Origin of the sequence: Bacillus sp. AFS001701, from assembly GCF_002559405.1 — a bacterium.
Classification (GTDB): domain Bacteria; phylum Bacillota; class Bacilli; order Bacillales; family Bacillaceae_G; genus Gottfriedia.
Map to the genome: position 1 here is coordinate 1 of NZ_NTZO01000108.1, position 20,015 is coordinate 20,015.

Sequence of the window (20,015 nt, forward strand, 5' to 3'; positions counted from 1 at the left end):
TTTTAACTTCTCAAGAATAAGCAATTAGTAGAGTTTGTTGATATTATAAACCTGCTCAAACAAATTTAAAATCATTATTAGACCATCAAAAATGAATAATATTATCAACAAGAATTTCATAAATTACTTCTGTCCATTTTATAATTCAACACTCTTTAAGACCTCAGTCGATATACTGGAGTGTTTTTTAGAGCCTAGTCCTATTTACCTATTTTTCAAAGCAATCAATGGTTATTACAAGATCCACTTTCATATTGTGATCATTTTAAGAAGAACAGTATTTTAAAAGTTATTGAATATAATCATAAATATTCTTTACTAATAATAAACAGGTTACTGCAATAAACAGAGCACGAACATATCCACTTCCTTTTTTTATGGCAAATTTCGATCCACAAATCGCGCCTGCAATTTGTGCAATTCCCATTATTATTCCATAAGTGTAGTTTACTTGTCCTAAAAACATAAACATTAACAATCCAGCAATATTACTACTAAAGTTTAAAAATTTTGCATTGCCTGCAGACTTTAAAAAATCAAACCCAATCATCAAAAAAGCAAAAATTAAAAATGATCCTGTTCCAGGTCCAATGAACCCATCATAGAAGCCAATCGCAAATATTGTGACTAAAAAAATAATGAATTGATATTTGAGTAAGTTTTTTTGTGTTGAAATGCTTCCCCAATCTTTCTTGAAAATAGTAAAAATTGCTACTGCTCCAAGCATAATTAACATCAATGGCTTTAGCATTTCAGGGTTTAGTAAATGTACAGTGTATGCACCCAATAATGAGCCAACAAATGAGAGTGGAAAAAACTTAAGTACTGATTTTAATTCGATTTTACCAGAACGATAAAACATTAATGTACTTGTTAGAGAGCCAATTGTCGCTGCTAATTTATTGGTAGCTACTGCCGCTGCAGGGTTAAGTCCAGTGAATAATAATGTAGGTAGTGTTATCAACCCACCACCCCCAACAACAGAATCAATAAATGAAGCTAAAAATCCAAAACAAATTAAAATAATTAATAAAGATGAGTCTAGATGCATTTCTATCAACCTTCCCATATAGTCACTACTGAAATAGTAACTAACAAATTGCTATCTGTAAATAGTTATTGTAAATTTATTACATAAACAAAAAATAGGAGAGCGAAAAAATGGAAGATCTAGTGCAACAGTTCAAAAAATTAGGTTTTAACGAATATGAAGCTAAATCTTATGTATCACTCGTTAAACAAGGTCCTGTAACAGCCTACCAAGTTAGCAAGGACTCAGGTATACCAAGAGCACGTATTTATGATGTGTTAGGTAATCTTGTTGAAAAAGGAATTGTCTTGAAAGAGGAAATAAATGAGACCACACGCTATTCACCTCTGCCCATTGATATCTTTTTACAGAAGGCCCAATCAGAGTGGCAATCAACTTATTCTGTTATAAGTGACTCTTTAAAAGATCTAGAATCATTTGGTGAAAAAGAGGACAACCGTGTAATTACTTTAAAAGACTATAAAACGATTATTAACTATTGTGAGACACTGATAAAAAAAGCAGAAAAACGGATTGTGATTTCAATGTGGGACGAAATGTATGAGGTTTTGAAAAAGGAACTAATTTCTTCGACTGAAAAAGCAACCATACAAGGAATTACGCTACACGTCGAAAATCCAATAGGGAATCTAGAAAGTCATCGCATTACACCATTTACTGAGACAAAGTCTACAGATCATTGGTTTATTTTGTCGATTGATTCTAAAGAGATGATTTATGGACCATCAATTGAAGAGCGTAGTGTTGCTTTTTATACAAATGATCCAGTTCATATTTATTTATTAGAGGATTATATATGGCACGATGTATTAGTGAATAGACTTGTTCGACGTAGTCAAGACGCTTTAGAGCAATGGATTACTTCTGAGCGAAGAGCCTTTTTCATGGAATAATAATAATCAAATTTAAGGAACAAATAAAATAAAGCATAAGGATCTTAATGAACTTATGCTTTGCTTATTGTGTTACGCACATTGGTATATAACTTTTTTCAAGCTTTGTATTTAATCATATAATTTTTAATACTGACAATTCCTTAATGCTTATTTGATTAAGATCTGGTTATTGATGAGCTAGACTGTTATCTGGCATTTTCTTAAGTTTCTTAAGTAAGGAATCATTAGAATTGCCCCCATAAAGAACGTGATCCCCTCCGTAAGTGTTAAAGACCAAATTATGCCATTTAATCCATATAAATTATGCAAAATGATGACAACTGGAATAAAAAGAACACCTTGTGTAATTGACATTATTCCTGTTGAAAGTCCTTCACCAGACGCTTGGAAAATACTGGTAAATAAACCTGTGAATCCGTTAAAAACAGATGAAATAAGTTGAGCTGTTAAGATTAATGCTCCAATACTAAGCACAGCTGAATCGCTTGTAAAGAAACCCAGAACTTGAATTTTAAAAATATAGACAATCCCACCAAATACAATTGAGATTCCACCAATCCATAATATTAACTCTTTTAATGTTTCATATAGACGCGGTTTATTTTTCCCACCGAAGTTATAAGCAATTAAAGAAATAGCCCCTATAAATAAGCCCATCGTAATAAATTCTGGAAGTTGTGCAATCCTTACTGCAATTCCAAAGCTTGCTACAACATGCTTACCATATTCAATGGAATAGTTGTTTAATAGTAAAGTTGTAACAATCATAAATGACATTTTAAATAACTCTGGAACACCGACTTTATAGATTTCTAATTGATCGGTCATTGGTACTTTCCAATGCTTTAAGAAACCTCTTAATGTTTCACTTTTTCTTTCTAAAAACCAAATGTAATATATGCTTGCCGCGATATTTGCTAAAACCATAGAAAGGGCAGCACCCATTACATGAAGATTTAAAACTAAAATGAATAACACATCAAATATAATGCTAAAAATAACGCTAATGAACATGCCATACATTGATTCTTTTGCTGCACCTTCAGAACGCACAATTTGTTCTAATGCAAAGTTCAATATAAATGCAAAGCCACCAATAAAAAGCGTGATTGAATATTGTTTTGTATAAAGCAATGTTGTATCGTCCGCTCCCAACAAATGAACAATTGAATTAACAAATAATAATGCAATTACTGCAATAATCAATCCACATATAATACTCATATAAAAAGCATAACCAGCTACTGATTTCCCTTTCTGAAGATTCCCTTCACCTAAGAGCCGAGTAACAAAAGTTCCTGCACCAACCCCAAATACATTCCCAATCGCCATTAGTACTGTAAAGATTGGTAAGCCTAGTGTTATGGCGCTTAACATCGCAGTATCATGAACTAAACCGATAAAAAATACGTTTATTAAGTTATAAATTGTACCTGCGGAAATCCCGATCATCATTGGAATACATAAACGCGCTAACGCTTTACGTATCGGTGCATCTTTTAAATAATAAATATTAGATTGATCCACTTCAATTTCTTCCATTATATTCCATCCTCCCGAATCTTATTTTTTTATTGTATATAATTAGAATTCTAACTTTTAGATTTCTAACATTTTATCGATACGACCGTATTGGCCGTAGTCACTCAAAGGTTTGAATCAATTTTTTTCAATAGGCGTAAAAATTCATTTTTTTCTTCTTCAGTCAATGACTCTGTTAATCGTGATTCCATTGCCAAAAACATATCATCAATCTGATTAACGATTTCTTTACCTTTATCTAATACGAAAATTTGCTTCTGACGTTCGTTATCAGCTTGAATTTTTCTACCAATGTATCCATTCTTCTCAAGTCCTTGAAGCATGCTGGTTATACTTGCACCTCTTCGATTAAATGCATCTGCTAAATCCTTTTGAATTAAACCTCGATCCTGATGCTCAGCAATATAACTGATCATCCTACCTTGTTGTGGATTTACTTCAAGTTCTTTCGTACGATACGACAATTGATCCCGTACCTTATGCATAATGGTACTAAGAAGTCTCGTATAAGGTGTATCAATCAAATCGTTCACCTCCGAATAATTAGAATTCTAACTGTCTGAAACCAATATAACTCGGTGGGAGATCTATGTCAATTAAAAAGTTAGATTTCTAACAATTAGATTTTAAACTTTTATGAATTTATGATATTTCAAATTGAATCGTTTTTTAACCCACAAAAAGATTTTTATGTCATTTGTCCTGTATTTTTACCAGTCCAAAATGAACAACAAAATAAAGAACAACAACTATTTATATCTTTAAAATAGGTCTATTTAACCAAAGTAATATTATGCACTAAGTCTCAAACCTATATTCTTATAGAACTGCATCTCTCAATTAATAAAGGGTATCATTACCCAATCTGTTACCACGTTGAAATTTGTTACGTTCTTCCATGAATGTCGATTGGTTCTCAAAGACTGAACGATAATAAAATAAAGAGCAGTAAACCACTACTATAATACGTAAAGTTTCTAAGTATTATAATGAGGATACTGCCCTTTTTGATTAATTAGCTTACAGTAAGAGAAAAGTAAAACATCCTGCTGGTTTTTTCCATTATACGAATAAACTTAGTAATAGAATAAAGACCAATCCGCAAACGGAAATAATTGATTCTAGTAATGTCCACGTTAAGAAAGTTTCTTTCATACTTAACCCAAAATATTCTTTAAACATCCAGAAGCCTGCGTCATTTACATGTGAAGCGATTAAACTACCAGCTCCAGTTGCTAGAACGACTAAAGCTAAGTTAGCGTCAGAATGTCCTAACATTGGAATAACTAAACCAGAAGTGGTTAAAGCTGCAACAGTAGCAGAACCTAAGGAAATTCGAAGGATCGCTGCAATAATCCAAGCAAGTAAAATCGGTGACATTGAAGTTCCTTTGAATAACTCAGCTACGTAGTCACCAACACCGCCATCAATTAACACTTGTTTGAAGGCTCCGCCGCCTCCGATGATTAAGAGCATCATCCCAATTTGTGTAATTGCAGATGTACAAGAGTTCATAACTTCTTTAATTGGTATTTTTCTAGCCAATCCCATTGTATAAATCGCCACTAATAATGAAATCACCATTGCAGTACCCGCATTACCAATAAAGCGAATTGCTACTAGCAGGTTATTATCATCAAAACCAATTGTTTTTTGAAGTAAATTAACAATTGTTGCAAATGACATTAAAATAACAGGAAGTAAAGCTGTAAAAACACTGATTCCAAAACCAGGAGTTTCTTCAAGTTTGAATGATTTTTGTTCACCTAAAGAAGCAATATTACCTGTTTTTGTGAAGGATGCAGGTACTAGTTTTTTAGCAAGCTTTGTAAATAAAGGACCTGCGATAAAAACAGTTGGTAAAGCAATAATAAATCCGTAAAGTAATACTTCACCTATATTTGCATGATATTCACCAGCGATAACGGTCGGACCTGGATGTGGCGGTAAGAAACCATGTGTAACAGATAAAGCAGCCGCCATTGGAATACCTAAATATAAAATAGAAACTTTTAATTGTTTTGATATGGCAAATACAATCGGGATCAATAATACTAATCCTACTTCGAAGAATAGAGCGACACCGATAATGAATGAAGCAGCAACAACTGCCCATTGAATGTTCTTTTCACCGAATTTGTTAACAAGCGTCATCGCAATACGCTGTGCGCCACCAGAATCTGCGATCAACTTACCAAGCATTGCACCAAGTCCGAAGATTAATGCTAAATGACCAAGTGTTCCACCTAATCCAGCTTCAATTGTTGTACCTATATTGTCTGGTTTCATTCCTAGTGCTAAAGCAACTCCAAATGAAACAATAATTAATGAAAGGAAAGTATTTAATTTTAACTTCATAATTAAAACAAGTAATGCTAATATTCCGATTGCTACTATAACTAGTGGCATGAAAATCCCCCCGAAACTCTATTTATTTTTATTAATTAATCCTCTTTGATAATAAGCAATCCGCTTATAATCTTTTTCTAACACTCTCGATAGGCTAATAAAGATTGGCAATAATTCTCGATATTCTCTTACTGCATCTTCATTAGGAGTATGTTTGTGAGTATTACCGACCATTTCAGATACTACTTCAAAGGATTCTATTTTTCCTGTTGCATAAAGACCTAAAATACAAGCACCAAGACATGAACTTTCATAGCTTTCTGGTACGAATACATCTAAATCAAAAATATCAGACATCATCTGACGCCATACAGTTGATCTCGCGAACCCACCAGTTGCTTGGATTTTAGATACTGGTCCATCCATACATTCAATTAAAGCTAAAAATACAGTGTATAAATTGTATATAACTCCTTCTAGTGCAGAGCGAATCATATGCTCCTTCTTATGTGCCATCGTTAAGCCGAAAAAGGATCCTCGAACATCAGGGTTCCATAATGGTGCACGTTCACCCGCTAAATAAGGATGGAATAACAAGCCATCTGCCCCAGGTTTTACTCCTTCGGCAATCTTTGTTAATACTTCATATGGATCAATACCTAATCTTTTTGCAGTTTCAACTTCCGAAGCCGCAAATTCATCACGAATCCAGCGAAAAATCATACCGCCATTGTTCACTGGACCACCAATGACCCAATGTTTTTCTGTTAATGCGTAGCAAAATATTCGTCCTTTTTCGTCAGTTTGTGGTTTGTCAATAATCGTTCGAATTGCCCCACTTGTCCCAATTGTGACTGCAATTTCTCCTTTTCGAATCGCATTCACACCAAGATTGGAAAGTACACCATCACTTGCACCAATTACAAATGGAGTTTGTGGATCAATTCCCATTTGACTAGCTAAATCAGGATTACAGTTTGTAAAAATCTCCGTAGTAGGTACTAGTCTAGATAGTTGATCAGTTGTAATCCCGGCAATCTGTAATGCTTCCTCATCCCAATCTAATGTCTTAAGATTCATCATACCCATGGCTGAAGCAAGCGAATGATCTACAACATATTGGTCAAAGAATTTTTTAAATACATATTCTTTAATCCCAATATATTTTTTTGCTTTTTGAGCAATCTCTGGTCGTTCATTTACAATCCATGTAATCTTGCTTAAAGGTGACATTGGATGAATAGGAGTTCCTGTTCGTTTGTATATTTCGTGACCATTTAATTCATCTTTAATTTTATGAGTCCAAGACTCACTGCGATTATCTGCCCATGTAATACAAGGCGTTAAAGGTTGATCATTTTCATCCATGGCAATTAGGCTATGCATTGCACTACTAAAAGAAATAAATAATATCTCTTTTTGAGAATGTTGTTTCATTATTTTAGAAATCGCTTGCACTAAAGCTGTAAAGATCTCTTCTGGGTCTTGTTCAGCTGTTGAAATATCAGGTGTATAGAGTGGGTATCCGATATTCTCTTGCTGGATGACTTCACCTGTTTCAGTAAATAAAACGGCTTTTGTGCTTGTGGTACCGATGTCTAACCCTAACATATAGTTTGTCATTATTCTTGTTCTACTCCTTTTGAAAACATTTGTTGAGATCTCCATAGATCTTCTACTTTTCCTTGAACATCATCAAAGTTTTGATGTAATGATTGAATCATAAGGTCTCTATTCTTCGTACTAATTGCATCAATATATAATTGATGATTTTCGACTATTCGTTGAAAGTCTTCGTATTTTTCTTTAAACCGTACTCGCATTGATAAAAGTATAAACGCTTCCATAACTGGTTTTGCATTACTCCAGATCATCAAAATGTATGAATGATCAATCGCTCGAATAATCGTTTCATGGAATACTACATCTTGAAATGAAAACTCATCGGCATCTTGATATTTAATGGCAATCTTCATCATTTCAAGAATTTTACTCAGTTCCATAACCAAATCTTTCGTATCTAATTTTACTAACCTTTCAAATACAAATGTTTCGATTAGTAATCGCACATCATATATTTCTTCTATTTCTTTATCAGTTAATCCAATCACAACAGCACCCATTCTTTCTAAACGAATCAGATTTTCAGATGCCAAGGTTTTTAATGCCTCTCTAATAGGAGAACGACTTACATTAAAATCGGCAGCCAATTTATTTTCTGATAACTTGGTACCGCTTTCAATTAGACCAGAAATTATCTGCATCCTTAATTCATATGTTACACGATCACCAGCTGAAGCTTTTGATAGCCATTTTTCCGGATAAAGATATTGCTTTAATTCTGTCATAAGTTCACCTTCATTTCCATACGAGTATACTTGTATACAAGTATTATAAGAACATAATTTAAAAAATGCAAGCGCTTTTAATTCAAATTACACTACTATGAAATAGATTTTGAATAACATGAACAATTTATTACAAGCATTTTTGTTTACTAAGACGGTACCGCCACTAAGACCAAAACTGTAAAAAATACAAAAAACAACTCTCTATCTAAATTTAGACTTATAAGTTCCATATAAAAAAGATCGACATACGTCGACCTTTAATCCAACAAATTTAAGTATTTATAAATTGTGTAACTTTACTATTTTCTGCAAACTCAATAATTTTATTTAATATACGAGCAAATAAATTCCTATTTTGTTAATGGAATCATTATTTCATTACCAATCTCTAAAGTACAGTCACGGCGATCATTAACTGGAGCAAAAAACATCACATATTCGTCATCTTCACCTTCAACTTCACCTTTACTAAAAATTGGAACAACTTTTTTCCCTGCAGATTTTAAGAATATTCCTGATTTTTTATTATTTACTGTATATCCAAGTTCTTTATCAATTTTTCTAGCATTAAGGTATTGTTCTTCCAATTTACTCATTACTCTATATTTCATTCCACTTTCATCAGTCAATATTTTCGTATCGTCCCCTGTAACGGCTACTCTTGTTTCTAATGTCGAAAATTCAACCTTTTTAATCTTGTATGTAATGTCTTTAAAGGTTAAATTTTTGTTTACTTCAACCGTTTTTCGTTCAGAAATGGCAGATTTAGCTAGTTTGAAATTAAGATTCCAAATTGCTGGTACCATACCGTTCTTTTTATCACCATATATTGTTATATTCTCAATTTCTAAATGAATATCTTGTCCCTTGTACTTTTTGATTGATTCAAAAGATAATGCTTCCACAACTTTATTTTCTTTACTTACGTAATATCTACTACCCCATCCTACGTTTTTCAATTTCATCTTTGCATCGTTACCAACAGCTAAGTTAATCGAACTATCGCCTTCAAAAATATCAATATAATAATTTTTCAAGTTTTTTGTTTTACTTTTATAAGTCAATAAGAGTTTTGTCTCTTTATCATCAGTCATAACGCCTTCAAAATGTACAGTTATATCATTCGCTTTATCGAAATATGTATGATTAATCGATTGGTGTTTACCTAGATTAATTGCGGCTCTTACACCTGAATCATCAATATGGCTGCTAGAAAAAACTTTATCATACATTTGTTGAATAGATGCCAAGACTGGAGTAAATGTTAAGGTTATTAGACAAATGAAACAAACCGCCGCTACTTACTATTGACAATCTTTTATAAAATACACTACTTTTCTTTAGAGTGCGATTATTAGTAGGAATAACAATTTCTTTTAAATCTGCACGTTCTTCATTCTCAATATTAATCTTAATTTTTTCCCATACATCTGGAACCTGCTTTTCAATAGCATTTTTCATGTGCATTAATGATTTATCTTTCTTCATCAAATCACTCCTTACTTTAAACATTTTTTCAAAATCTTCAATGCCTTACTGTACTTCCAAAGAACCGTTCCTAAGGGCATTTCAAGGATATTGGCGATTTCTTTATGTTTCATATCTGAGAAATCCTTCATAATGACGATCCGCCTCTCCTCAAAATCAAGCAATTGTATGTATTTTGCTAGCACTATTTTGTCTAAAGGATCATCAGAAAGAATTTTTGCTTGTTCGAAAAAAACATCATCGAAACCCGTTATTTCCCTTTTCTTTTTGCGATAAAGATCTAATGATGTATTTCAAGAAACGCAAATCAACCAAGATTTAATATTTGAAATCTTGTTCTGTTTAAGCTGCTTATATAGTTTTATAAAAACTTCTTGCAACACATCTTCTGAAAGTTAGTCTCTTAATATAGAAAGTGTTATTGCGAATACAAGCTTCTTATGTTCATTGAATAATTGTTTAAAATCTTCTAATTCATCGATTTGAATTTCCCTTTGTTGCGAACTCGTTTGCGCCATCTTATACCTCCTTTTATATAGTAGACGTTCAATATAGCCTAATTATTGGAAATAAATTTTTTTGTTAATTTGTTCTGTTATGTACTAAAAAATAGAAGTGGCATCTCGTCCATGGCTTGGATCCATAGGTCGTTCCCCTTCCGTTCATTCGATGTTATTGGTCATCGAACTACTTCCGTACTATGAGAACATCTGACTTCTAAAGAAAATGCCATTTTAGTGGGCTTCCTCACATTTCGCAGAGTCGCCAACTTATCCCGCCGCCGTGCTTCACACTNNTGCATTAGGGTCTATCTTTTGTCTACGGGTCTCTCGATTTACCGCATCTCCTTCATCCAGTCGTTACACCGCAATGCCGTCTCTGTCCAGATAATAGAATGAAGGGTGCTGACTGGGTCAGCATCCTATGCGACTGCCCGTCGCACAAAAAGAGACCTCCTAAGTCTCTAAAAGTATTAATGTTTTAATACAGCACGAACTAATAATCTCTCAAGAGAAAACTTGTACCTATCTAATGACTCTAACTCATCGTTTAAGACAACAGGAAGAACGTATAGCCATTTCGGGACTTCTATATTCTTTTTTCCTAATATCGTTCTAAATAAATGATCTAAAGGTGGTTTAAAACAAAAACGACAGCCTCCATATCTGGAGACTGCCATTTTCTACTTTAAAACCCATTTATATCGCGAATTAAATTATACGCATCTGGTGTCCCAATACCTGAAGCCATATCATAGCCAGATGTAGCCGGATAGTACAAGTTTGTTCCAGACGTAATATCATGATATGCTGCATATTTTTGAGTTGTATTAAAGACTTGATAAAGAGTTGGATTTGCTTGACCTAGGTTGCCCCTGCCATTTGCTTCTGCAAATTGATTATTAAGTGCAGCGATTCCAGCCCATAATGGTGCGGCAGCTGATGTTCCACCGACTACATGCCAAGCACCTCCAGTATAGATTGAATATCCGGTGTTAGGGTCGGCAGCTGCCGATACATCTGGAACCTCCCTTTTTCCATTCGAATAACTGTTTTGGACACCAGGGCCTGACTGGAATGACGGCATAGCATAAACTTTAGATAATCCTCCACCGTCACCAGATTTGGTTGTTTTATTACTCCAAACGGATTCTGAACTGTATGAAGTACCGCTTAAATTCAGGTGAGTTCCACCAACTCCAGTCACATACGGGTCATTTGCGGGACTATCAACCTCTAAAGTTCTACCTCCGGAATCGTAGGCACCATTGTCTCCAGACGCAGCAAAAATACTTTGTCCTTGGGCAGCAAATTGTTGGAATATGGTATGTAAGCTATTCATCGTCGCAGTTGCTTCATGCTGCTCACCGATTCCCCAGCTAACAGAAATTGACTTTGCCGTATTATCAGAGGCAATTTTTTGATAAGTATCAATTAATCCTTGGGCGCTATTTGGCCCTTCGTATACAACCACTTGTGCTTTTGGAGCAATTGCATTGATTACCTCAATATCAAGTTCAACTTCAATTGCACCTTGCCCGGCAGCACCACTATAACCATCTATATATACATTTGTTGGTGCAGGGCTTCCTAGGCCATAGTAGTTGTTATAGGTACTAATGTTCGTTGCTTTATACCCGTCCAACTCGATGACTGCTACAGTCTGACCAGATCCAGTATATCCGCCAGTTGCCAGTGGGTTGATATCGTAAGCACCTTTTAATTCAGCCGGTGTATAACCGCCAGCTGGACCACTGCCTACTTTCGGTGTCACCGCTTTATTTTGTTGAGGGACTTGCATTGATGAACTACTAATTTTTGAATGAGTATAATGTGGTTCATTATTCAGACCTTCAACATTCGTAATCACCCCAGAAAATTCAGCGGGAATTGAAGGAGCTTGATCATTGGCATAATAGGTTTCGCCATTTGAATCTTTATAGTTATTTATGCTTACACCAAAAGTATCCTCCATTTGACCAATTGTGCCACTAACGGTAATAAAGGCATTATTAGAAGAAACATTTTCCACTTTAAAGCCTTGGCTTGTCAAATAGCTTTTAACATTGGCAACAGTTGCATCAGTTGGTCCATATTGATTTTTAAATTCGTCGGGAGTTAAGTATTTCTTGTAGTTGATGGAGTCAGGATTCTTTAAGCTGGCAATATATTTATCCAGTTTATCGCTGTTTCTTAGCTGAAGGGCAATCGTTATAGAAGCTTTGGAGTTACGGTTTGTGTGACCAATGGAAGTGCCGTGATTTGCGGCGATTGGAGCTGCTTGAATCAGTTGTACATGTTTGGACGCTGCAGCAAAAGTTGAGCCTCCTGGGAAATACATCGATAATGTTAATAATGAAGCAACTGTCGGTACTATTAATTTTCGGTTTCTTTTTTTCATCCTTACACCTCTCCTTAGTTCCTAAATAAGATCTTACCAACAATCTAGAAATCAAAAGACGATTTGAGGCTACCTAACTACCATGAAATTAAAATTCCCCGTCACTCCTTTTGGCGATCGGCTTCGGGTTATGTATCACCTTCTTTCAATAATACAATTTTCCATTTAGCATATATGGTTGTTATGTAAATGTTTATGATTTGAGTTTGACGTAAAAATTAGAATCTCCTGCAAAATCCATTTTTTTTAATGGAATTATAAAGAAACTTAAAGAATCTTAAAGTAACTAAACTCCCAGATCGTTGTAGAACAAATAAAAAAAGAGTTATTTTTAGCAACTCTTTTAAACTTTTTCTTATCAAAACCCCTTTTTTTTCTCTCATGAATACTTTATGAGTAAGAAATATATTTCGAATATTTCTAAATAGTTTTAAGTTACCATTCTTTAGAATAGAATTAATTTAAAGATGGCCTCAACTGTTATTTCGTACTGTTTTTCTAATAAGTTTCATTAGTTCGTTTTAAAGAAACTAATTATAGAAGGTGATCTATATTATGAGTCATTTCTTATTAAGTAGACTTGGCAACTGGAAAATACAAATTCATTGCCATCCTGGTATTAGAACAGTCGGGAATGAGCGGGAAGTGCTTTTACTCGATGAAGAACATGAAAAAATTGCACATTTTTCAATTGATACGAAAGGAGCCTTTTTAATACTGCAAATCCCTTGGGGTGGTTATGTGAAAATTAAAGAAGGCTACCAAACAATCGTTGTACATATTCCGTATGAACAAGATACAGAGGAATAGTAGAATGCAATACTGGCTTTATAAATAAATGCATAGTTCAATAAAAAAAAGAGTGTGCCATTTAGCACACTCTTTTCTTATTATTTACGTAATGTTAAAAACTCTAATTGTCTTAATCTTACTGTGAAGAATGTAATCGGATCGAAGTAAATACTTGGATTCGATTTCATATCTTCTAAAGTTTGATTATAGTTAGCAATAGCTACTCTTGTTTCATCAACTAGTTCATGGATTTGCTCAAATGGAGCATGTAGGAACATTGATAAATCTCTTGGTAAAGTTTTTTCAAACATTTCAAATTGTAGGAAAAACTTCATTGATAATTCTGATGTTACATCATCATAGTTGACATTATCAACATACTTTTGATATTGAGCAACAAGCTTTGATTTATTTTGAGGCAATAAACCTAATAAAATACCTGAGCTCTTTAAGATAAATTGAGATGGTGATGAATTTAATAAAATATTCATGTCATCTAGCTGAGTCATAGAAGTCATTCGATCAGCATCACGGCGCCAGTCATCTAATACTTTAAAATCACACTCAAGATTTAAATATTCATTTCCAGTGTATTCATTTAACGAATCACTCATATCAGTTAAGTATCCTTGAGTACCTTCTAATAAAACACCTGATTCTTTAATCCAGTTTTGAAGAGCTTCATTTAGTTTTGGTAAAGTATTCTCTCTTACATACTCACCAATTCGAAGATTCATCTCTTCGTTTAGCGTTTCAAGTATTGTACCGAAATCACTATCTTCTTTGATTAATTCTTTACATTCTTTTAGAAGACCAGGGATACTTAGCTTCAGGTCATATTTTAATTCGTCTTTTAATTCACGATACGAGCTTTTAATTGTATTTAAATGTTCCATTTCTTTATCTTTTAAAGAATGTAATAGACCATTTAATTTGTCATCTAGAACTTCATTCCATTCAACATTAGCACGTAGTTCGTTTTCTTTCTCAACTCGTTTTTCTAATAGGAAATTAATTAATTTGCGGATAGCTAATAATAATTTCTCTGTTTGTTTAGAATTTGCTTCCGTTGAAAGAACGTTATCCTCTATAAATAATTCTAAATCTTTAAATTGATCTTGATTACTATAAATTGAAGAATAAGGTAATACTTTAGCGCTAGGGAAATCTAGATTAACTTTCGCTTGAATTTCAGCGCGAACTCGATCAATTTCTTCTTTACTATAAATAGAATCCATCTTATTTAAAATAAAGTGAATCGGTAGAGTTGGTAATTCTTTATGAATTTTAACTAGTAAAGATCGTTCGTTTTCTGTATAAGGTGCAGTAGCATTTAAAACATAAACAAGACGATCTGCAAGTTTTACAGACTGAACTAATGCTTTTGTATTAACCTGGTTTCCATCAATTCCAGGTGTGTCAATGATTGATAGGCGATGCTTTTCTAAAAATGAATTTGGTAATTTATAGTATACTAATTCATCACCTTTTAACAGATTATTTTCAACTGTTGTTAAATCGTAAAAATCTGCAAATTCAGCAAGCTGTGTATTTCCTTCCTTCGAAAATACGCTAATATTTGAATCACTATCTTGTTCAAATAATACAGGCATTGTCGTAGAAGAACCCATCATTTTCTCACCTAAAAGTGAGTTAATAAATGAAGATTTACCGTTGCCTGATGTACCTGCGACAAGCATTGTTGTATTTTCAAATTGAGTTAATTTACTTGTCCACCACTCAAAACGGTCGCCAACTTCTATTTCATTTAAAGCAGACCATTGTAGGATGTTTTCAAATAATTCTTTTCCAATTTCAAAGCAATCAGGCGTTTTTAATAATTGTTCAAATGCCATTTCTGCGTCAGCAACGATTTGATAATCAATACGACCTGGGAATAATCGATCCCATGCAAGTGTTGCAGTCGTTGCTAAAACCGCACCTTTTATATCGGTAATACGCAACCAATTTGTTAAGAAGCTTGGCATCATTTCCTCAAGCTGAGCTACAAAATAATCACCTTCAACTAATTCTTCGTATGTCATTGAATAGATTGATGGCAAACGATTCCACTTCACACCTGTCTCAACGTTGATTTGGAATAACATATCATTAAATGTTTGTAACCAATTTACATAAACTGATTGTTCTCTGTAACTATTCCAAAGTGCTTCTACCATTAATTCAAAGTGCTCAAGATCGACTTTAGCCAATGATAGTAACGGTTGCACAAAGTAACTTGGAGCCATTTCTTTTGTTACACCATTTATAATGTATTCTCTTAATACAATAAACCATTTTAAATCTTCTGTTCGGATTGATTCATCTGAAGCTAGAGCTACAGCACTAGTCCAATCGTGATGTTTTTCATAAAAATTACGTGCAATTCTCGTTACGTTTGGATAATCAGGATTATATTTTACTGCTTCTTTAATAATACGATCTGCTTCCTCGTATTTTGAAACATCAATATAAAGTGAGAATAAATTTAAGAATATTTCAGACGTCAAAGTACTACTATCTGTTTTAACTTCTTTATATAGCTTTTCTGCTGTTTCATATGCACCAATTTCATAATAAGAATCAGCAATATTTTTCTTTGCCCAATCGATTAACTGGTTTCCGACTTTTTCCCATTTGAAAACTGCAGATTCAAAATCTTTATTTTCAAAATAAACTTCACCTTGTGCAAATCGGATAGATGAAAGATCCATATCATCATTTTGTTCATTGTAAAGGTCAGCTAAAACTGCAATAGGATGGTTATTGTTTCCATTTTCATTTAAATACGATTTATAAAATTGTTTTTTAATAAATTGTTCTTTCACTTTTACTTTAACTGTCATGTTATCACCTACTATGTATATTAAAATCAAATTAAGTCCAAAAATATGCCAAAAGGAATATGTTAAATTTATACAGCATTATTATTCTACCAAATTAGAGTAGCTGAAATTGTGACAATTCTATGTCATTTTCAAAAGATTTTTGTTATATTTGTTACGTTACATACAAAACATAGGTAAAAGAATATTTATTTGGAGGCATTATGCTAACTTACGAAGAAAAACTAACAATTATTGAATCATTTCCAGAATTAACAAAAAAGCCAGTCTCACTTGGACGTACAAATTTTCAATACGAAGAAAGTTTAAAAGAAAAAAAGAATGTAGTGTATCATTTACATCCTAATGGAAACGGCTTTGTATATGCTGAAGGGATTAAAGGGTACAAAACTAACGAAAAAGGTATGGTTAATATAAGAGAATTTACTGAAGACGAACTTCGTACAATACTTACAAAATCCATTGAAAGCCTATCATTTGAACCAATTTTTGAAGAAGATGAAGAAGTAGAAGAAATTTGGGTTAATGCGAACGGACAAATCCTTAAACTTATTTCAGAAATGGACATGTGGAATGTTTACGCAGGAGAAAATCTGGATGGTACATTCAATAGCTACGGTGAAGCTTGTGAATATTTAGATGAAGAAGGATTTAATGTTAAAGACTAATCCTAGTTAGTGAAAAATATAGAGCTTGGAGTAATCCAAGCTCTTTTTCAATTGGTTATTTTAGTGTAATTCAGTTTGAGATTTACTACCTTTTTTAGAGCGATAGACATTTCCTTTTGTGTTATCACCACTAGTAGGTGCTTGTCCATGAAGTTCAGGTGCGTTTTGATTTTTACTTCCTTTGCTGCCATTTTTACTTGTCATTTTGCTTCCTCCTAATACCATTATCATAAATAGATTCCCATTTTAAATTAAAGATTATTCAAGGAATTTAAGCACATAATAATAAAAAAGGAGGGTTAAACATGGCAAAAGGACATACAAACAAAGGTCCACAGAAAAGTTCTGTAGATCAATTTGGACATTCAGAGGAATCTGCTTATTCGAAGAGTAAAAAAATGGAAGAGTTTCATAAGAAAAATACAGAAAAAGACAGCTAATTGAACTTTTAATTCTTTTAAATGTACTTGCTAATTTTCCTTCAACAAGTCATTATAAAAGTATGATTAAATTGGAGGAAACTAAATTTATGAGCGAAAATAACAATGAACCAAAAAAAGTTAGTCTTCAGGAATTAATGAAACAAAAGTTGGCTAGCAAAAAACAACAAAACTCTAATCAAAACACTGGAGTAAATACTGTTAAAGATATGACGAAAAAGAATCAAATTTCTAAAAAGCCAAACAATCAACGCAAACGTATGGGTGTGTAATTAGAAAAAACGACTGAGGCAATCAGTCGTTTTTGATTTCGCATTTTTATATGTCTTCTAATAGATTTTGATTGCTATTATTTTCTCCAAAGGTTAAAACTTCCTCTACTGGCTGATAAGATTCACCGTAAAAATGTGTATCCCTATATGTATGAATCATATTATATGTTTTTTTCATTGCTTTAAAAATCATTTCTTCACTCTCATTATTTGGAGGCCAGAACAAAATCTCCATAGGGTTTATTTCTTGAGTAGCTAGTGAACGTCTGTTATATCCAATCGAATGAGCATGCTCAAAACCTTCTCTTTTATAAAAGCGAAGCCTTTTTTCTGTATCAGTATCTTCATAATTAACTGGTTCAACCTCTAAAATAATCGGTTTACCCTTCTTCTTTAACTTTTCAAGCAATTTATACCCAAGACCCTGCCCACGGGCATCTTTCGAAACGAACAAGTAATCGATAAATACAAAATCATCTAGTTCCGCATACATTAAAACATAATGTGGACCTTCATCTTTATGGTAAATATCTGATCGCTCTTTCAATAAAGTTTCCATATGTTCCCTTGATTTCATTTCTTCAACTGGAAAATACTGATTTAGTTTTTCATACCAATGCATTGATATTCTCCTTTTCTTACATGCAGTTTATAGCATCATACTAGACAATTCATTATTACTCATTAGTAAATATCTATACAAAAATAATTAATAAGTCCTTTCAATTGAAGTATTTGAAGTATTAATACTTTTCATGCAAGAAAAAAAGTTCATTGATATGAAATTAACATTATTTCCTTAAGGAAACCCAATCTTCCGCTAACATTCCATAAACGATGTGATCTACATAATGATCATACAACCATTCGACTTTCCTGATCCGACCTTCTTGAAAAAATCCTAGCCTCTTGGGAATAGCACGGCTTTTTGTATTTTCAACAGCATTGACCAGATACCAACCTGAAATCCATTGTTTTTCAGCAAAATGTTTCATTGTTGATTTAATGAAATTCTCTGTATCCTCAAGTTTTTGATTATATGCTATTAATGGTAACCACGCTTTTAAGTGTTCCATTGAATTGATTGTTATTTTGTATAACTCATCTGCATCTTGTAGAGTTAATAACTTTAATTGTAAGTTTTCTTCAATTTTATAACTAAACATGATCATTACTCAAATTTGGTTTTTTTCAACCTAATTGTTGACTTCTTTATCAATAAAATCTCGGTCATTAAATGAACTAAGCTTTTCTGTCGGCAAATCATCAGGAACTCTTATAAAGCGAGAATAAAGTTCGGTACCTGTTTGAAGATTTTTATCAGATAAATTAAAGCAATCGATTACTCTTATGAACTTCCATTCTACTGTTTGATCAAATTGATTTAAGTATTCAACTTCATTTTTTATTGCTTCTTTTTCACCAATTAAATAAGCTTCTTCCTCTGAAGGTGCTTTTATAAGTAAAATGCTTTCCTCAAATGTCTTATGTCCGTCACTACCGTAATCTTCATCGATTTTTTCTGTAGAAGGATTTCCTGATATTTTACACTCAAAAAATACTTTTACTGAAAACCATTCCCATTCATTTGATCTTTTTTTTTGTAATCTTTTTCTCATTTTTCACCTCCATTATTACGATTGAAATAATAATATACTCGATTAATTCTACGTATTTAACCCTAATTGTTTTAAACAAAAAAGACAGCTTTTAGCTGCCTTAATCGGTTATGTCAACGATGTGATGGCCACGATCCTTGCATTTTTCTTATTTGAATAATTTGTCCGGTATGGTAAGCGTCATGTAATAATAAATCCATTAATTTTACTTCAAAAGAATTTCTCATTAATTCCTCATCTGACAAATTACTCAATAGCTGTCTTAAACTACAACTGGTATTTTCCAAACGTTCAACTACCTTCTTCCATTCATTTACATCATTCGATGGTTCAGTAAAAAAGAATGTTTGGTCACCGTCTAAGTTTTGTGTCCACTCTCTACCTTCTAGATTTGCTACAATCCTCTCTTTGTAATAAAGAAGATGATTAACGTTTTCCCAAATCGATTTAGTTGCTTCCCCTGATGGTCTCCAACTAGCTTGTTCAGCTGTAATTCCTTCAATTGAATCTTTTAGAGGAGCAAACCAACTTTCCTTATCATATGTTTTGTCTAATACGTTTAAAAACATTTCTTTTCTATTCAAAAAAATTCCCTCCCTTTTTTAAACTCTAATAATTTTAGAAATAACTTCTGTAAAGTCTCCTCATAACCATTAAACTTCATTAAAAAAGTAGGACTAAACTTGAACTAAATGATAACAATTGAATCATAAAGAGGTCACCACTGTTTATCTATTCAACAAATGGCTATTTTTACCTTTTATTTTTTAACTTTCTTATAACTTTTGTATCTTTGGGAT

At 33.0% G+C, this 20,015-nt stretch carries 23 protein-coding genes; 5 read left to right on the top strand and 18 right to left on the bottom strand.

The features are described from left to right. Positions 1–289: 289 nt before the first annotated feature. Complete coding sequence (locus CN514_RS09235) at positions 290–1,051, bottom strand: TSUP family transporter (RefSeq protein ID WP_435817596.1); 762 nt, start codon at positions 1,049–1,051, stop codon at positions 290–292. 110 nt (positions 1,052–1,161) lie between these two features. Between CN514_RS09235 and CN514_RS09240 the strand changes: the two genes are divergently transcribed. Beyond that, the gene (locus CN514_RS09240) at positions 1,162–1,944 is read left to right on the top strand and encodes a TrmB family transcriptional regulator (protein WP_098232319.1); all 783 of its coding nucleotides are present in this window, start codon (positions 1,162–1,164) and stop codon (positions 1,942–1,944) included. A 180-nt stretch (positions 1,945–2,124) separates the two neighbouring features. Here CN514_RS09240 and CN514_RS09245 read toward each other — a convergent pair whose 3' ends face one another. From CN514_RS09245 to CN514_RS09285, 11 genes are all read right to left on the bottom strand, one after another. Further along, on the bottom strand, positions 2,125–3,489 hold the full coding sequence (locus CN514_RS09245; protein WP_098232320.1) for an MATE family efflux transporter: 1,365 nt from the start codon (positions 3,487–3,489) through the stop codon (positions 2,125–2,127). Between the two features lie 104 nt (positions 3,490–3,593). Beyond that, on the bottom strand, positions 3,594–4,013 hold the full coding sequence (locus tag CN514_RS09250; protein ID WP_084006951.1) for a MarR family winged helix-turn-helix transcriptional regulator: 420 nt from the start codon (positions 4,011–4,013) through the stop codon (positions 3,594–3,596). 538 nt (positions 4,014–4,551) lie between these two features. Next, a complete protein-coding gene (locus CN514_RS09255; RefSeq protein ID WP_098232321.1) occupies positions 4,552–5,898 on the bottom strand; it encodes a GntP family permease in 1,347 nt (448 codons plus the stop codon). Positions 5,899–5,916: 18 nt separating this feature from the next. Further along, positions 5,917–7,461, bottom strand: a complete 1,545-nt coding sequence (gene gntK, locus CN514_RS09260; RefSeq protein WP_098232322.1) for a gluconokinase — start codon at positions 7,459–7,461, stop codon at positions 5,917–5,919. Beyond that, complete coding sequence (locus CN514_RS09265) at positions 7,461–8,186, bottom strand: GntR family transcriptional regulator (RefSeq protein ID WP_098232323.1); 726 nt, start codon at positions 8,184–8,186, stop codon at positions 7,461–7,463. Before CN514_RS09265 ends, gntK begins: the two co-directional genes overlap by 1 nt. A 353-nt stretch (positions 8,187–8,539) precedes the next feature. Further along, positions 8,540–9,421, bottom strand: a complete 882-nt coding sequence (locus CN514_RS09270) for a hypothetical protein (protein WP_098232324.1) — start codon at positions 9,419–9,421, stop codon at positions 8,540–8,542. Continuing rightward, entirely contained in the window at positions 9,414–9,677 is a 264-nt protein-coding gene (locus CN514_RS09275) for a hypothetical protein (protein ID WP_098232325.1), read from the bottom strand. The genes CN514_RS09270 and CN514_RS09275 overlap by 8 nt, the downstream gene beginning before the upstream one ends. Before the next feature lie 11 nt (positions 9,678–9,688). Further along, entirely contained in the window at positions 9,689–9,862 is a 174-nt protein-coding gene (locus CN514_RS26815; protein WP_176525849.1) for an RNA polymerase sigma factor, read from the bottom strand. Between the two features lie 210 nt (positions 9,863–10,072). After that, complete coding sequence (locus CN514_RS26430; protein WP_286141618.1) at positions 10,073–10,195, bottom strand: hypothetical protein; 123 nt, start codon at positions 10,193–10,195, stop codon at positions 10,073–10,075. Between the two features lie 455 nt (positions 10,196–10,650). Then, positions 10,651–10,857 (bottom strand): hypothetical protein, encoded by a 207-nt coding sequence (locus tag CN514_RS25290; RefSeq protein WP_141529341.1) that lies wholly within the window; start codon positions 10,855–10,857, stop codon positions 10,651–10,653. 8 nt (positions 10,858–10,865) lie between these two features. After that, positions 10,866–12,578, bottom strand: a complete 1,713-nt coding sequence (locus tag CN514_RS09285; RefSeq protein WP_098232327.1) for a S53 family peptidase — start codon at positions 12,576–12,578, stop codon at positions 10,866–10,868. A 555-nt stretch (positions 12,579–13,133) separates the two neighbouring features. Between CN514_RS09285 and CN514_RS09290 the strand changes: the two genes are divergently transcribed. Beyond that, a complete protein-coding gene (locus CN514_RS09290; protein ID WP_098232328.1) occupies positions 13,134–13,388 on the top strand; it encodes a hypothetical protein in 255 nt (84 codons plus the stop codon). Between the two features lie 80 nt (positions 13,389–13,468). Here CN514_RS09290 and CN514_RS09295 read toward each other — a convergent pair whose 3' ends face one another. Further along, positions 13,469–16,216: a dynamin family protein gene (locus tag CN514_RS09295; protein ID WP_098232329.1), complete on the bottom strand. Its 2,748-nt coding sequence runs from the start codon at positions 16,214–16,216 to the stop codon at positions 13,469–13,471. A gap of 203 nt (positions 16,217–16,419) precedes the next feature. Here CN514_RS09295 and CN514_RS09300 point away from each other — a divergent pair, with 203 nt between their 5' ends. Further along, positions 16,420–16,884: a hypothetical protein gene (locus tag CN514_RS09300; RefSeq protein WP_098232330.1), complete on the top strand. Its 465-nt coding sequence runs from the start codon at positions 16,420–16,422 to the stop codon at positions 16,882–16,884. A gap of 60 nt (positions 16,885–16,944) precedes the next feature. Here the strand turns inward: CN514_RS09300 and CN514_RS09305 are convergent, their stop codons facing one another. Next, complete coding sequence (locus tag CN514_RS09305; RefSeq protein ID WP_097978661.1) at positions 16,945–17,088, bottom strand: imidazoleglycerol-phosphate dehydratase; 144 nt, start codon at positions 17,086–17,088, stop codon at positions 16,945–16,947. Positions 17,089–17,189: 101 nt separating this feature from the next. Between CN514_RS09305 and CN514_RS26435 the strand changes: the two genes are divergently transcribed. Beyond that, entirely contained in the window at positions 17,190–17,324 is a 135-nt protein-coding gene (locus CN514_RS26435) for a hypothetical protein (protein WP_286131686.1), read from the top strand. A gap of 89 nt (positions 17,325–17,413) precedes the next feature. Next, positions 17,414–17,596 carry a hypothetical protein gene (locus CN514_RS09310; RefSeq protein ID WP_098232331.1) on the top strand — a complete coding sequence of 61 codons (183 nt, stop codon included), beginning with the start codon at positions 17,414–17,416 and terminating at the stop codon, positions 17,594–17,596. Between the two features lie 46 nt (positions 17,597–17,642). Here the strand turns inward: CN514_RS09310 and CN514_RS09315 are convergent, their stop codons facing one another. The 4 genes from CN514_RS09315 to CN514_RS09330 all read right to left on the bottom strand — a co-directional run bounded on the left by CN514_RS09315 (position 17,643) and on the right by CN514_RS09330 (position 19,784). Beyond that, positions 17,643–18,218, bottom strand: coding sequence for a GNAT family N-acetyltransferase (locus tag CN514_RS09315; RefSeq protein ID WP_098232332.1), 576 nt, complete (start codon positions 18,216–18,218; stop codon positions 17,643–17,645). A 169-nt stretch (positions 18,219–18,387) separates the two neighbouring features. Next, the gene (locus CN514_RS09320; protein WP_098232333.1) at positions 18,388–18,762 is read right to left on the bottom strand and encodes a GNAT family N-acetyltransferase; all 375 of its coding nucleotides are present in this window, start codon (positions 18,760–18,762) and stop codon (positions 18,388–18,390) included. A gap of 30 nt (positions 18,763–18,792) precedes the next feature. Next, on the bottom strand, positions 18,793–19,215 hold the full coding sequence (locus CN514_RS09325) for a DUF4288 domain-containing protein (protein WP_098232334.1): 423 nt from the start codon (positions 19,213–19,215) through the stop codon (positions 18,793–18,795). Positions 19,216–19,328: 113 nt separating this feature from the next. Continuing rightward, on the bottom strand, positions 19,329–19,784 hold the full coding sequence (locus CN514_RS09330) for a DinB family protein (protein ID WP_098232350.1): 456 nt from the start codon (positions 19,782–19,784) through the stop codon (positions 19,329–19,331). Between the last annotated feature and the right edge of the window lie 231 nt (positions 19,785–20,015).